Raw genomic sequence first — 13,853 nt, forward strand, 5'->3', positions numbered from 1 at the left:
CGGCGTCCGCACTGGCCGCTAGATCCTGTCGTTCGTGATCACTCCGGTACTCCTCCAGGTGCCCGGAAACGCACCTGCGGCTTCGTCGCGCGCGGTGCACCCCCGAACGACCGGACGTCGGTCAACGGTTCATGAAGCGGTCGCGTTCGCATTGGCGTACTCCGCCTTCAACTCGCGCTTGAGCAGCTTGTTGGCCGCGCTGATCGGCATCGAGGTGCGGAAGAACACCCGCTTGGGCGTCTTGAAACCGGCGAGCTTGTCGCGGCAGTGGGCGACGAGCTCGGCCTCTTCCACCTGCACCCCCGGACGCAAGATGACCGCAGCCGTGACCGATTCGCCCCAGCGCTCGTCGGGCAGCCCGAACACCGCGCACTGCAGCACCGCCGGGTGGGTGCCGAGCACGCTCTCCACCTCCTGGCAGTAGACGTTCTCGCCGCCGCTCTTGATCATGTCCTTCTTGCGATCGGCGAAGTAGTAGTTGCCCGCCTCGTCGCGGAACAGCACGTCGCCGGTGCGGAACCAGCCGCCGCGCAGCGCGCGCGCGTTGGCTTCGTCGTTCTTGTAGTAGCCCTTCATGACGATCGGCCCGCGCACGATCTGTTCGCCGGCCACGCCGGGCGGCACGTCGCGATCGTCGTCGTCGACCAGGCGCACGTCGGCACCGAACGCAGTGAGCGTGCCGACCCAGCGCCCGTCGCCGTTGGGCATCTCGGCCCAGCTGCGCACGCTGCCCGTGGTGTAGGCCGCCGCGGTCGATTCGGTCATGCCCTGCACCGAGTGCAGCCGCGCGTGCGGCGCCGCCTCCATCCAGCCGTCGACCATGGCCTTGGGGATCGTCGAGGCCCAGCTCATCAGCTTGCGCATGCTGTCCAGGCGGCGGGTGCGGAAGTTCGGGCAGGCCACCATCGCCACGTACAGCGTGGGCGGCAATGCCGTGCTCGTGATCTGATGTCGCTCGATGAGATCGATCATCTGCGGCGGCTGGGGTGTCTGTGTCATGACGATCGTCATCTGGTTCGTCAGGCATAGCGTGGAGAGCAGGAAAGCCGCAGTGTGGATCAACGGGATGCTGAGCAGGAAGACCTCGCTGCGGTCGAAGCCCGCATTCAGCATCCAGCTCAGGTGCGCCGCGTGGTAATTGGCATGCGTCGTCAGCACGCCCTTGGGCGCGGACTCGGTGCCGCTGGTGAACAGCATCGTGGCCACGTCGTCGCTGTCGATCAGCACCTGCGGCTCGTCGTCGGGCCCCTGCAGCAGTTCGGCAAAGGCCATGAAGCCGGCCGGCGCCGTCTTGCCGAACTGCACGAACTGCCGAACGCCCGTCATCCGGTCGATCACCGAGGCGAGGTTGCCCAGCAGCGCGTCTTCGACGAAGAACCACTTCGCTTCGGAGAACTCGACCAGGTGGCGCACATCGGCCGGCTGCAGCATGAAGTTGATCGGCACGAACCACGCACCGATGCGGTTTGCCGCGTAGCCCAGCACCAGGAACTCCACGCTGTTGCGGGACATCGCGGCGAGCTTGTCGCCCTTGGCGACGCCACGCCGCATGAGGTTGTTGGCCACCACGTTGGCCATGCGGTCCAGCGAGGCGTAGCTGACCTCGCTGTGCTCGCCTTGCGCGGTGTAGAAGTGGATCGCGGTCTTGTCGCCGACGCCGCGGGCAGAACGCCGCAGACTGTCGCCCAGGTTCTGCCGGTGCAGCAGGTTCATCTCAAGGTCTGTCACCATGGTCTCGTCTCCTTTCGCTGATGAAACTCGGGGGCGGTGACGGTCTGCTTCTTCAGCCGCGCCGCTGGTCGAACGCGCGCCCGTACACCATCGACGCGATGGTGTTGCGCAGGATCTCGGTGGTGCCGCCGCCGAGCGCGAAGCCGCGCGAGTCGCGCACCATGCGCTCCAGCGGCAGCGCGCGAGTGAAGCCAGCGTGGCCGTGGATCTGCAGCGCCTCGTTCGTGACGCGCTGCACCATCTCGTTGGCGTAAAGCTTGGCCATCGCCGCTTCCAGCGGGTCGGGAAAGCCGTCCACCAGGTGGGTGGCGGCACGGTAGATCATCAGCCGCGCGGCGTGGATCTGCACCGCCATGTCGGCAATCTTCCACTGCAGTCCCTGGAACTCGCAGATCGGGCGACCGAACTGCTCGCGCTGCTGCGAGTAAGCCTTGGCGGCTTCATAGGCGGCCTGCGCCACGCCCAGGCACATGGCGGCGTTGCCCACGCGCTCGGGGCCAAACGAACTCATCAGGCGCTTGAAGCTGCGCGTGGAGTTCGGGTCGCCTTCCATGATGACGTTGGCACGCGGCACGCGGCAGCGGTCGAAGAACAGCTCGACTTCGGGCATGCCGCGCCCGCCCATCTTTCGCTCGGGGTGGCCGACCTCGAAGCCCGGGGTGCCGCGCTCGACCACCAGCGCGCCGATGCCCTTGGGCCCGTGCGTCTTGCCCCAGCGCGCGAACACGAAGACGTGCGTGGCCAGGTGGCCGCCGGTGCAATAAGCCTTCTGCCCGTGCAGCAAGACGTGGTCGCCGTTGGGCGTGGCCGAGGTCACCATGTCGGTCATCGCCGAGCCGGCGCCAGGCTCGCTGATGCCGATGGCGAAGCTGTGCTCGCCGCTGACGCAGCCGGGCAGCCAGCGCTGCTTCTGCGCGTCGCTGGCCATGATGGCAATGGCGCGCGACGGCCCGTTGATGGCGATCTGCGCCACCAGCGCGGTGTTGAAGCACACGCGCGCCACTTCCTCCAGCAGGATGGTGCCCTGGATCACCGGCGCGCCCGAGCCGCCGTAGGCCTCGGGGATGACCATGCCGAGGTAGCCGAGCCTGGCGAGCAGGTCGCGGTTCTCGGTTGGGAACTCTTCCTTCTCGTCCCAGTACGCGGCCTTGGCGGCGAAGGCGCGCTCGGCGGTCTTGCGGATGTCCTGGCGGAAGGCTTCGAGGTCGGGGTCGAGCTGGAACATGGGCGTCTTCCGTGATGGGGTCAATGGCCGACGAAGTTGGCCTTGCGCTTTGCCAGGAAGGCCGCCACGCCCTCCTTGCGGTCGTCGCTCTGCAGCACCAGGCCCTGCACGTGCGCCTCAAGGTCGAGAAAGGCTTCCAGGCTCGGCTGCATCGAGGCGCGGAACATGCGCTTGCCCATCGCCAGCGCGAAGGTGGCCGATTCGGCGAGTTCGCGCGCGAGATCGAGCGCGCGCGCATCGAGCTGGTCGTCGGCCAGCACCTCGTTGACCATGCCGAGCGCGCACGCCTCGGCCGCCGGCACCTTGCGCGCGCTCATCATCAGCTCGCGCGCGCGCAGCACACCGATGTACTGCGTCAGGAAGTAGGCCGCCGCGCCATCGGGCGCCAGACCGATCTTCTTGAACACGAGGCTGAAGCTCGCGTTCTCCGAGGCGAGGATCAGGTCACAGGCCAGGGCGAGGCTCCAGCCCACGCCCACCGCGGCGCCCCGCACCGCGGCGATCACCGGCTTGTCCATGTTCGCCAGGCCCGCGATGACGCGGTGCGCGCGCTGGATGCGCTGGCGGCCCGACAGCACGTCCAGGCCCTTCATCGTGCCCACGTCGGCGCCGGCGCAGAACGCGCGGCCCTCGCCGCACAGCAGCACGGCGCGCACGCCGCGGTCCTGCTGCAACGTGGTGGTGGCCTCGGCGAGCTGCTCCATCATCTCCGGCGTCAGCGCGTTCAGCCGCTCGGGCCGGGCCAGGGTGACGAGGGCGAGCGCGCCCTCGCGTTCGACGCGGACGGTCATCGGGTGCTCCTGCTGCGGCTGTCGACCATGTGGCTGGCGGCGGTGCTCTGCATCGGTGCGGTGCCACCGGCGGGTCGGCGCATGCGCGCGTGGCGCCGCTGGCCTTGCTCGTCGTTCCGGTCGAACCCCATGCGCCGCTTCTCACTCGGGCTGCTACTTCGTCTTCAGGCCCATCAGCCCGGCGATCAGGTTGCGCTGCATCTGCGAGGTGCCGGCCGTGATGGTGGTGGCGCGCGCGTCGCGGTAGTGGCGCTGCATGTCGAACTCCATGATGTAGCCGTAGCCACCCATGATCTGCATGCCCTGGTTGGCGATGTTCGCGTAGGCCTCCGAGCCGAACAGCTTGGCCTGCGAGATCGCCATCAGCGCGTCTTCGCCGCGTTCGAGCTGCCAGGCGGCGCGCCACAGCAGCATGCGGCTCGCGTCCACTGCGGTCTGCATGTCGGCCAGCATGTGGGCGATCGCCTGGAAGCTGCCGATCGGCTTGCCGAACTGCTGGCGCTCCTTGGCGTAGGCGAGCGCCAGGTCCACCGCCGCCTGCGCGCCGCCGGCATAGCCGGCCGCCGTCATCAGCCGCTCGAGCTGCAGGCCCGCGAGCATGTAGCCCCAGCCCTTGTGCGGCTCGCCCACCAACCGGTCGGCCGGCACCCGCACGTCGTCGAAGAAGACTTCGTAGGTACCGAGCGCGCGGCGGCCCAGCGTGTCGAGCTTGCGCAGCGTGATGCCGGGCGTGTCCTTGTCGACGAGGAACAGCGACAGCGCTTCCTGGTGCGGCCCCTCGGGCTTGCTGCGCGCATACAGGTTGATGACGTTGCGCTCGGCGCCGGCGCCGGTCGAGAAGACCTTCTGGCCGTTGATGACCCAGTGCTCGCCGTCGCGCCGCGCGCTGGTGCGCATGGCGCCGGCGTCCGAGCCCGCGCCCGGCTCAGTCATCGAGATCGACATCTTGATGCGGCCGTCCAGCAGCCGCGGCAGCCAGTGCTGGCGCTGCGCCTCGGTGCCGTTGTGGAGGATGTTCAGGCCGTTGAAGACGCAGGTGCCGTAGGCGCCCAGGAAGTCGTAGCTCTTGCGGCCGAGTTCCTCGGCAATGATGGCGAAGTCGATCACGCTGCCGCCCAGGCCGCCCGCCGCCTCGGGGAAGGGCATGCGCAGCAGGCCCATCTCGACGTAGGCGTCGTAGAGCTCGCTCGGGTAGCGCGGCTCCTGGTCGCAGCGACGGACGTACTCGGGCGTGGCGATGCGGTTGAGCATCGCGCGCACGCTGTCGCGCAGCAGGTTCTGCTCTTCGGTGAACGAGAAGTCGATCGGCATGGGCGGCTTGTCAGAGGGTGACGTAGGGCGGCAGCCCGCTGGCGGCGGTGAGCCCGCCGTCGGCCACCAGCGCGGCGCCGGTGATAAAGGCAGCCTCGTCGGAGGCCAGGAAGGCGATCACCGCCGCGATCTCCTCGGCGCTGCCCATGCGCTGCAGCGGGTGCACTGCGGCCATCGTGCGGCGCAATTCGTCGGCGCGGTCGCCAGCCAGGATCTGCGTCACCCGCGTGTCGATGCCGCCCGGGCAGACGCAGTTGACGCGGATGCCCTGCCCGGCGCACTCCAGCGCCGCGGCGCGCGTGAGGTTCACGACGCCGGCCTTGGCCGCGTTGTACGCCGGCATGCCGATGTCGCCGGCGATGCCCGACACCGAGGCCGTGTTGACCACCGCGCCGCGGCCCTGCCGGCGCATCACCGGCAGCGCGTGCTTCAGGCCGAGGAACACGCTGGTGAGCGTGACCGCGAGCGTGCGGTTCCACGAATCGAGCGTGGTGTCGCACAGCAGCGCCGGCTCGCCATGGCCGGCATTGTTGACGAGCACGTCGAGCCGGCCCCAGCGTTGCAGCGCGAGCGCGACGGTGGCCTCGACGGCGGCCGGCTCGGCGGCGTCCATCTTGAGCCAGGCGACCTCGCCGCCCGCGGCGGCGATGGCGTCGGCCGTGGCGCGGGCGCGCGTGCCGCTGAGATCGGCGATGACGAGCGGCGCACCCTCGGCGGCCAGCCGCTTCGCGGTGGCGGCCCCGATGCCCGAACCGGCGGCGGTGACGATCGCCACGCGGCCTTCGAAGCGGCGGCTCATCGCAGCACCCTCACTCGGACTCGACCGCGCCCTTGGGAAGGAAGGTGATGGTTTCAGTGAAGTCGACGAGCACCTCGCCGTGCTGGTTGACGACGCGGTGGCGCAGGTCCATCAAGGTGTAGCCCCGCGATGTCGGCGGGCGCAGCCAGGCCTCGCCCTCGACGTGGATGGTGTCGCCCGGAAAGAGCGCGCCCTTCACGCGCGCATCGACGCTGGTCATGCCGCCGAAGGGGCCGTGCTCGCGGCCCTCGAGCGTCTTGTCGATGACACCGGCGACCGTCGGCGCTAGCAGCCCCATGCCCACTGAGATGATCATCGGCCCCGGCGCAAAGCGGTTGCGGTGCTTGCCCGACATGTTGGCCTTGATGTACTCCATGTCGATGAAGAAGGGCTCGTGCAGCCCGACCACGTTGACGAAGGTGACGATGTCGGTCTCGGTGATGGTGCGGTTGTGCGTGCGGAACGGAACGCTGCGCACGCCGGCGGGGGCTTCGGTAGGCATGTGGATCTCCGGGGGTGGCGGGCGGGGGGGCTTCAGGGCGCACCTGGCTTCAGGCACTCGGGCATCTTCGCCAGCGGGAAGCCTTCATAGGGCTGGTTGCGGCTGTGCTCCTCGAGCTTCCAGGTCTGGCGCGCGTTGGGCACGCCGCCGTCGACGCGGATGAACGAGCCAGTGATGTAGGCCGCCCCTTCCGACAGCAGGTAGACGACGGCCGACGACACCTCGGCCTCGGTGCCGTAGCGCTGCAGCGGCGCGGCCTTCATCAGGCTGCGGAACTTGGCCTTCATTTCCGGGCCGTAGGTGTCGAAGCCGCTGCTCGCCACGAAACCGGGCGCCACCGCGTTGACGCGGACACCCGCGTGGCCCCATTCGCAGGCCGCCGTCTCGGTGAACGACAGCATGCCGGCGCGCGCGGCGCCGCTGTGTGCCATGCCGGGCATGCCCATCCACATGTCGGCGATGATGTTGACGATGGCGCCGCCATGGCCCTCCATCCACTGCGTGTAGGCCTCGCGCGAGACGAGGAAGCCGCCGTGCAGGTTGTTGCGCACCACCGCATCCCAGCCCTTGAGCGAGATGTCGCGCACAGGCTGCGGGTACTGGCCGCCGGCGTTGTTGACGAGGCCGTCGATGCGGCCGTGCGCGGCCAGCACGTCGGTCACCATCTGCTTGACGCCGGCCTCGTCGCGGATGTCGCAGGAATGCAGCGTTACCTTGGCGGCCGGCACCGCAGAGGCGATCTCGGCCTGCACGGATTCGAGCTTCTCCAGCTTGCGGCCGACCAGCGCGAGCGCCGCGCCCAGGCTGGCCAGCTCGTGCGCGATGCAGCGGCCGATGCCGCTGCCGCCACCGGTGACGATGACGGTCTGCCCGGCAAACAGACCCGGCTTGTAGATGGAACGATAGGCGCTCGTGTTCAAGATGCTTCCTTCGGTTGGGCTCCGGGCTTGACCATGAAATTGCCGTGGCCGATGGCGATGGGCTTGTCGGGGCTGGACTGCCAGGCCTCGATGCGCAGGTGCGCGACGCGTTGCCCCTGCTTGACCATGAACACGCTGGCGTAGGTGTCCACCGGGCGGCCGGAGCGCAGGAACTCGAAGGTGAAGTTGATGGTTCGGGGCAGCTCGACACTGTCCCTGTCCCACAGCAGGTAGAACAGGCCCGCGCTCTCGAGGAAGCCGCCGGTAGCGCCGCCGTGCAGCGCCGGCAATGCGGGGTTGCCGATGAGCTTCTTGTCGAAGGGCATGCAGGCGCTGAACTGGTCGCCGCGGATGTCCAGGCGCATGCCGAGGAACTGTGCGTAAGGCACCAGCCCCAGCAGCGGCGCCCAGTCGCGGCTGGCGCGCGCCGCAGCGACGATGGCTTCGATCGTCATGGCTTGAATCCTTCCAGCAGCTTCAATGCGTCATCCAGCGCGATGACCGGCCCGTCGGTGAACATGAAGATCGCCGATGAGGTGGCAATCGGGTCGTCGGGGCTGTCGTGGTAGGCCGCGCCGCGCACGAAGGCCAGCTCGTGTCCGAGCTTGTAGCAAACGGCGCCACCGAAGATCTCGCGCCCCGGCGTGGCCGGCTTCAGGTAGTCGATGCGCAGGTCGAGCGTGGCCATGGGCCGCAGCTTGTCCAGCTTCACGAAGATCGCCAGGCCGTAGCAGCTGTCCAGCAGCGCCGTGATCACGCCGCCATGCACCACCCCGGTGGCCGGATTGCCAACCAGGCGCTCGTCGGGCAGCACCTTGATCACGCACCAGCCGGGCTCGACCCCGTGCAACCGCAGCCCCAGCTCGCGGCTGTAGGGCGAGATCACGGTGATCTGCTGCCATTTGCGGACCTTGTCCGCCTGATCGCTTTCGACATTCGACATCCGATTCCTCTCCTTCAACGGGTGCGCGCTCGCGCCCCTCACATCCGCTTGGCCACTTCCTCGAGCATGACCTCGGTGGCGCCGCCGCCGATGGCCTCGACACGCGCATCGCGCACCATGCGCTCGATCGCTGCCTCGCGCATGTAGCCGAAGCCGCCGTGGAACTGCTGGCAGTCGTAGAGCACCTCGTTGACGAGCTCGCCGCACAGCGCCTTCACCATCGATACCTCCTTGACGCACTCCTGGTCCTGCGCGTCCAGCCAGGCGGCGTGGTAGACCAGCGCGCGCGCCGCTTCCACCTGCGCGGCGCGCGCCGCCAGGCGCTGGCGGATCGCCTGCTTGTCCCACAGCGTGGCGCCGAAGGCCTTGCGCTCGCGAACGTAGGCCAGCGTCAGCTCGATCGCCCGCGACGCCTCGCCCACGCAGGCCGCCCCCAGCACCATGCGCTCGTTCTGGAAGTTGCGCATGATCTGGTAGAAGCCCTTGTTCTCCTCTCCGATCAGGTTGGCAGCGGGAACGCGGCAGTTCTCGAACACGAGTTCCGCGGTGTCGCTGGACAGCCAGCCGCTCTTCTTCAACGCGCGGCCGACCCTGAAACCAGGCGTGCCCTTCTCGACGGCGAAGATCGAGATGCCGCGCGAGCCCTTGGCCGAAGGATCAGTCTTGGCGCCCACGAAGTACAGGTCGGCATGCACGCCGTTGGTGATAAACATCTTGCTGCCGTCGATCACCCAGTGGTCGCCGTCACGCACGGCGCGGGTGCGGATGCCGGCCACGTCGGAGCCTGCGTCGGGCTCGGTCACCGCCACCGCGCAGACCTTCTCGCCCCGAATCACCGCCGGCAACCAGCGCTGCAGTTGCTCGGGCGTGCCGAAATTGGCCAGGTGCGGCGAGGCCATGTCGGTGTGCACCGTGACCGTGACCGCAAAGCCGCCGAAGGTGGAGCGGCCGAGTTCCTCGGCCAGGATGGCGCTGTACACGGTATCCAGCGCCGAGCCGCCGTACTGCTCCGGATAGCGGACGCCCAGGAAGCCCAGGCTGCCCATCTGCCGCAGCACGTCGCGCGGCACCATGCCCGCCTCTTCCCAGGCATCGGCCTTGGGCACGATCTCCTGCGCAATGAAGCGGCGCAGGTTGTCGCGGAACTGGCGGTGCTCGTCGGTGAAGTAGATCGGCTCGTTCATGTCTTGGCTTCGGGTTCGATGGTCAACAAGATATCTCCGCCGCGCACGGACTCGCCGACGCGGCAGCGCAGCTCCACCACCGTGCCATCGGCGGGTGCCACCAGCGTGTGCATCATCTTCATCGCCTCGATGATCAGTAAGGCCTCGCCGGCCCGCACGCGTGCGCCCGCCACCGTGGGCACTGCCGACACCAGCCCGGGCATGGGCGCGCGCAGCGTGTTGCCGGCAGCGGCCTTGGCGGCCGTCGTGCCGGCCAGCGCATGCGCCGTGCGGTCCACCCGCGTGAAGGCGTGGATGCCATGAGCGCCGTGCAGCCACACGCGTTCGGAACCGGTGTCGCGAGCGGCGACGAAGGTGAACGCTTCGCTCACGCCGCCGCTTTCGATTTCCAGCCGCTGGCCGTCGAGCTGGGCCGTGACGACGAGGGCGACGATGCGCGGCCCGTCGCTCGATTCGACGCACCAGCGCGCACCGTCGGCCCGCACACGCAGCCGGTGCACGGTGCGTTGCGCATCCTCCAGCAGCACGAGCACGCTGCCCGGAGCCACATCGCCCAGCAGACGCCAGGCGCCCAGAGCCTGCCACGGCGAGGCGGTCGCCGGGGCCGCAGCCGCCAGCACACAGCCCAGCGCCGCCAGGGCCAGCGCGCGCCCGGCGTCGTCGCGCGGTGCCCAGCCGCCGGCAAAGGTGCGCTCGATGTAGTGGGTGGTCAGGCTCGCCGCAAAGGCTGGCGCACGTACCAGGTCGGCCAGGAAGGCGAGATTGCAGCGCACGCCCAGCAGCCGGTAGGCGCCCAGCGCGGTGCTCAATCGCCGCGCGGCCTGGTCGCGCGTGTCGCCGAAGGCAATGACCTTGGCGAGCATCGAGTCGTAATGCGGCGTGACCGCGCTGCCGACGCGCAGCCCGCTGTCGACGCGCACGCCCTCGCCCGCCGGCTCGTCGCTGACGAGCACGGTGCCCACCTCGGGCGTGAAGCCGACCGCCGGGTCTTCGGCGCAGACGCGCGCCTCGATGGCCCAGCCGCGGCGCGCCAGCTGCTGCTGCGTGAACGCCAGCGGCTCGCCCGCGGCCACGCGCAGCTGCCACTCGACGAGGTCGATGCCGACGGTGGCCTCGGTCACCGGGTGCTCGACCTGCAGCCGCGTGTTCATCTCGAGGAAGAAGGTGTCGCCGCTGGCCGCGTCGTGGATGAACTCCACCGTGCCGGCCGAGTGGTAGCCGATGGCGCGGCCGACCGCCAGCGCGTGGCGGTACAGCGCCTCGCGGTGCCCATCGCTCAGGTGGGCGGCCGGCGCCTCCTCGATCACCTTCTGGTGGTTGCGCTGGATCGAGCATTCGCGCTCGAACAGGTGTACCAGGTGGCCGTGCCGGTCGCCCAGCAGTTGCACTTCGAGGTGGCGCGGCTCGGCGAGGTAGCGTTCGAGCAGCACGCGCTCGTCGCCGAACGCAGCCCTGGCCTCGCGGCGCACGGTGGCCAGCGCGGCGGCGAAGTCGGCTGCCGCGCGCACCACGCGCATGCCCTTGCCACCGCCGCCGGCCGAGGCCTTGATGAGCACCGGCCAGCCGATGCGCGCGGCGGCCTCGGCCAGCACGGCGTCGGCCTGGTCGTCTTCGTGGTAGCCCGGCACCACCGGCACGCCGTGTTCGATGGCAATGCGCTTGGACTCGATCTTCGAGCCCATGCGCCGGATCGCCTCGCGCGAGGGGCCGACGAAGGCGATGCCCGCCGCCTCGCAGGCCTCGATCAGCGCCGGGCTCTCGGAGAGGAAGCCGTAGCCGGGGTGCACCGCCTGCGCGCCGCTGGCCTGGGCGGCGGCCACGATGGTGGCCGCATCGAGGTAGCTGCGCGCGGCCTCGGCCGGGCCGATGCGCACCGCGGCATCACACTCGGCCACATGGCGCGCGCCGCGGTCGGCGTCGGAGTACACGGCCACGCTGCGCAGGCCCAGCCGGCGCGCGGTGCGCGCAATGCGGCAGGCGATCTCGCCGCGGTTGGCGATGAGCAGGGTGTCGAACATCGCCCCTCGCTCAGCCCTTCCGCCAGGCCGGCGCCCGCTTGGCGAAGAAGGCTGCGATGCCCTCGTGGCCTTCTTCGGTCTCCCAGGCGTCGGCCAGCTTGTCGGCGGCGTAGATCATGCTCGTGGGCAGGTCGTGGCTGTCGACGTAGGACACGAGCTTCTTGGTCGCCGCCACCGCGCCCGGCGCACACTGCAGCAGCTCGGCGAGCTCTCGTTCGACGGCGGCGTCGAGCTGCTCGGCGCCCACCACCTCGGAGACGAGGCCGAGCCGCCGCGCCTCGGCGGCATTCATGCGCTTGGCGGTGAGGAAGGTGCGGCGCGCGTTGGCCTCGCCCATGCGCGCAACGACATAGGGCGCGATGTTGGCCGGCAGCAGGCCCAGGCGCACCTCGGTCAGACAGTAGACGCCGGTGTCCACCGCCACCGACACGTCGCACACCGAGATCATGCCCACGCCACCGCCATAGGCCGGCCCGTTGATGCGGCCGATCAGCGGCATCGGCAACTCGTTCAGCGCGCGCAGCATCAGCGCCAGCTCGAAGCTCTCGGCCACGCGCTCGGCGCGCGACTTCTTCATGTTCTGCTGCATCCAGCCGAGGTCGCCACCGGCGCAGAAGCTGGCGCCGGCGCCGGTGAGCACCACGGCGCGCAGGCTGCTCTGGCCCGTCAGCCAGTCGGCGGCCCGCTTCAGCTCGGCAATGAGCGTGGCGTTCAGCGCATTGTGGGTGGCGGGGCGATTGAGCGCCAGCGTGGCGACGTTGCGCGCGTCGACGCTGAGCAGCAGGGTTTCGAAAGCGGGAATGTCCAAGTGTCTGAGCTCACATGCGGTAAACGGGGGTTGCAGTGCGCGGCAGCGGGCGCCGGGTGCACAGGGCCAGCGCCAGGCCCAGCACGTCGCGCGAGGCCGAAGGCGCGATCAGCCCGTCGTCCCACAGGCGCGAGGTGGCGTAGTAGGGGTCGGACTGGCGCTGGTACTGCTCGCGCACCGCACGCTCGGTCTCGGCCAGGCGCGCCTCGTCAGCCGGACCGCGCAGGTTGGAGCGCGCGAGTTCCAACATCACGTTGCTGGCGATGTCGGCGCTCATCGTCGCCACCTGCGCGCTCGGCCAGGCGAACAGGAACTCGGGCTCGAAGCCGCGCCCGCACATGCCGTAGTTGCCGGCGCCATACGATCCGCCGACGATCAGCGTGAGCTTGGGCACGCGCGCACACGACACCGCGTAGACCATGTTCGCGCTGTGCTTGGCGATGCCGCCACGCTCGGCCTCGCTGCCGACCATGAAGCCGGCGATGTTCTGCAGGAACAAGAGCGGCACGCCGCGCTGGTTGGCCAGTTCGATGAAGTGCGTGCCCTTGAGCGCCGCCTCGGCCACCAGCGGCCCGTTGTTGCCGAGGATGCCCACCGGATGGCCGTGGATGCTGGCGAAGCCGGTGACGAGCTGGGCGCCCCAGTCGGGCTTGAACTCGTGCCACTCGCTGCCGTCGACGAGCCGGGCGATGATCTCGCGCGCGTCGTAGGGTTGCTTCGGGTCGGCGGGCACGAGCGTGTCGAGTTCGGCCGGGTCGTGCAGCGGCGGCCGCGGCGGGTTCGGGGGCGCAGGCAGCGCCGCCGCCGGCAGGCTGGCGACGACCTCGCGCAGCCGCGCCAGCGCCTGCGGCTCGTCGTCGGCCAGGTGGTCGTTCACGCCCGAGACGAAAGTGTGCATCTCGGCGCCGCCGAGCGTCTCGCCATCGACGGTCTCGTTGATGGCGATCTTCACGATCGACGGACCGCCGAGGTGGATGCGCGCGTTGCCGCGCACCATGATCGTCTCGTCGGACAGCGCCGGGATATAGGCGCCGCCCGCCGTGCAGCCGCCGAACACGGCCGAGATCTGCGGCACGCCGTCCTGCGACATACGGCACTGGTTGAAGAAGTTGTTGCCGAAGTGATCGCGGTCCGGGAACACGCGATCCTGCTCGGGCAGATAGGCGCCGCCGCAGTCCACCAGATACAGCACCGGCAGGCGCAGCCGCCAGGCGATCTCCTGCGCGCGGCGGTGCTTCTTCACCGTCTCGTGGAAGAACGAGCCGCCCTTCACCGTGGCGTCGTTGGCGATGAACATGCAGGGCTGGCCGGCGACGATGCCGATGCCGGTGACGATGCCGGCCGCCGGCACCTCGTTGCCATACTGGCCCCAGGCAGCCAGCGGCGAGAGTTCGAGAAAGGCGGTGGCGTCGTCGCAGGCCAGGTCGATGCGCTCGCGCGCCAGCAGCTTGCCGCGCGCGCGATGGCGCTGGATGTGGGCGTCGCGCCCGCCGGTGGCCACCCAGGCCAGGCGCTCGCGCAGCAAAGCCAGCTGCCGCTGCGAGTGGTCGGCCGCGCCAGGCTCGGCCGCGGGGCCGAGACGGCTCATGATCACAGCCATGGGCACACGGCGACGCGGCGA

14 protein-coding genes are annotated in these 13,853 nt (G+C 69.7%); all 14 read right to left on the bottom strand.

Features of this window, described 5'->3' with window-relative positions:
• Nucleotides 1–129 precede the first annotated feature (129 nt).
• The 14 genes from Q392_RS02305 to Q392_RS02365 are packed head-to-tail and all read right to left on the bottom strand — an operon-like array spanning nt 130 to nt 13,832.
• Nucleotides 130–1,731: an AMP-binding protein gene (locus Q392_RS02305; RefSeq protein ID WP_057598266.1), complete on the bottom strand. Its 1,602-nt coding sequence runs from the start codon at nt 1,729–1,731 to the stop codon at nt 130–132.
• Between the two features lie 52 nt (nt 1,732–1,783).
• Nucleotides 1,784–2,956 (bottom strand): acyl-CoA dehydrogenase family protein, encoded by a 1,173-nt coding sequence (locus tag Q392_RS02310; protein WP_038200770.1) that lies wholly within the window; start codon nt 2,954–2,956, stop codon nt 1,784–1,786.
• Nucleotides 2,957–2,976: 20 nt separating this feature from the next.
• Nucleotides 2,977–3,747, bottom strand: a complete 771-nt coding sequence (locus Q392_RS02315; protein ID WP_038200771.1) for an enoyl-CoA hydratase/isomerase family protein — start codon at nt 3,745–3,747, stop codon at nt 2,977–2,979.
• Nucleotides 3,744–3,878, bottom strand: coding sequence for a hypothetical protein (locus Q392_RS34010; RefSeq protein WP_275576940.1), 135 nt, complete (start codon nt 3,876–3,878; stop codon nt 3,744–3,746). Before Q392_RS34010 ends, Q392_RS02315 begins: the two co-directional genes overlap by 4 nt.
• A gap of 22 nt (nt 3,879–3,900) precedes the next feature.
• A complete protein-coding gene (locus Q392_RS02320; protein WP_051952744.1) occupies nt 3,901–5,058 on the bottom strand; it encodes an acyl-CoA dehydrogenase family protein in 1,158 nt (385 codons plus the stop codon).
• Between the two features lie 10 nt (nt 5,059–5,068).
• Nucleotides 5,069–5,857, bottom strand: a complete 789-nt coding sequence (locus Q392_RS02325) for an SDR family NAD(P)-dependent oxidoreductase (RefSeq protein ID WP_038200772.1) — start codon at nt 5,855–5,857, stop codon at nt 5,069–5,071.
• A 10-nt stretch (nt 5,858–5,867) separates the two neighbouring features.
• Nucleotides 5,868–6,359, bottom strand: coding sequence for a MaoC family dehydratase (locus Q392_RS02330; protein WP_051952746.1), 492 nt, complete (start codon nt 6,357–6,359; stop codon nt 5,868–5,870).
• A gap of 32 nt (nt 6,360–6,391) precedes the next feature.
• On the bottom strand, nt 6,392–7,279 hold the full coding sequence (locus tag Q392_RS02335; RefSeq protein WP_038200773.1) for an SDR family oxidoreductase: 888 nt from the start codon (nt 7,277–7,279) through the stop codon (nt 6,392–6,394).
• Entirely contained in the window at nt 7,276–7,734 is a 459-nt protein-coding gene (locus Q392_RS02340; protein WP_038200774.1) for a PaaI family thioesterase, read from the bottom strand. The genes Q392_RS02335 and Q392_RS02340 overlap by 4 nt, the downstream gene beginning before the upstream one ends.
• Complete coding sequence (locus tag Q392_RS02345; RefSeq protein ID WP_038200775.1) at nt 7,731–8,222, bottom strand: PaaI family thioesterase; 492 nt, start codon at nt 8,220–8,222, stop codon at nt 7,731–7,733. The genes Q392_RS02340 and Q392_RS02345 overlap by 4 nt, the downstream gene beginning before the upstream one ends.
• Before the next feature lie 38 nt (nt 8,223–8,260).
• Nucleotides 8,261–9,406, bottom strand: a complete 1,146-nt coding sequence (locus Q392_RS02350; protein ID WP_051952748.1) for an acyl-CoA dehydrogenase family protein — start codon at nt 9,404–9,406, stop codon at nt 8,261–8,263.
• Entirely contained in the window at nt 9,403–11,424 is a 2,022-nt protein-coding gene (locus Q392_RS02355; RefSeq protein ID WP_038200776.1) for an acetyl/propionyl/methylcrotonyl-CoA carboxylase subunit alpha, read from the bottom strand. The genes Q392_RS02350 and Q392_RS02355 overlap by 4 nt, the downstream gene beginning before the upstream one ends.
• 10 nt (nt 11,425–11,434) lie before the next feature.
• Nucleotides 11,435–12,232, bottom strand: a complete 798-nt coding sequence (locus Q392_RS02360) for a crotonase/enoyl-CoA hydratase family protein (protein ID WP_051952751.1) — start codon at nt 12,230–12,232, stop codon at nt 11,435–11,437.
• A gap of 10 nt (nt 12,233–12,242) precedes the next feature.
• On the bottom strand, nt 12,243–13,832 hold the full coding sequence (locus tag Q392_RS02365; RefSeq protein WP_082321590.1) for an acyl-CoA carboxylase subunit beta: 1,590 nt from the start codon (nt 13,830–13,832) through the stop codon (nt 12,243–12,245).
• Between the last annotated feature and the right edge of the window lie 21 nt (nt 13,833–13,853).

The sequence above is a fragment of the Xenophilus azovorans DSM 13620 genome (assembly GCF_000745855.1).
Taxonomy (GTDB): Bacteria; Pseudomonadota; Gammaproteobacteria; order Burkholderiales; family Burkholderiaceae_C; genus Xenophilus; species Xenophilus azovorans.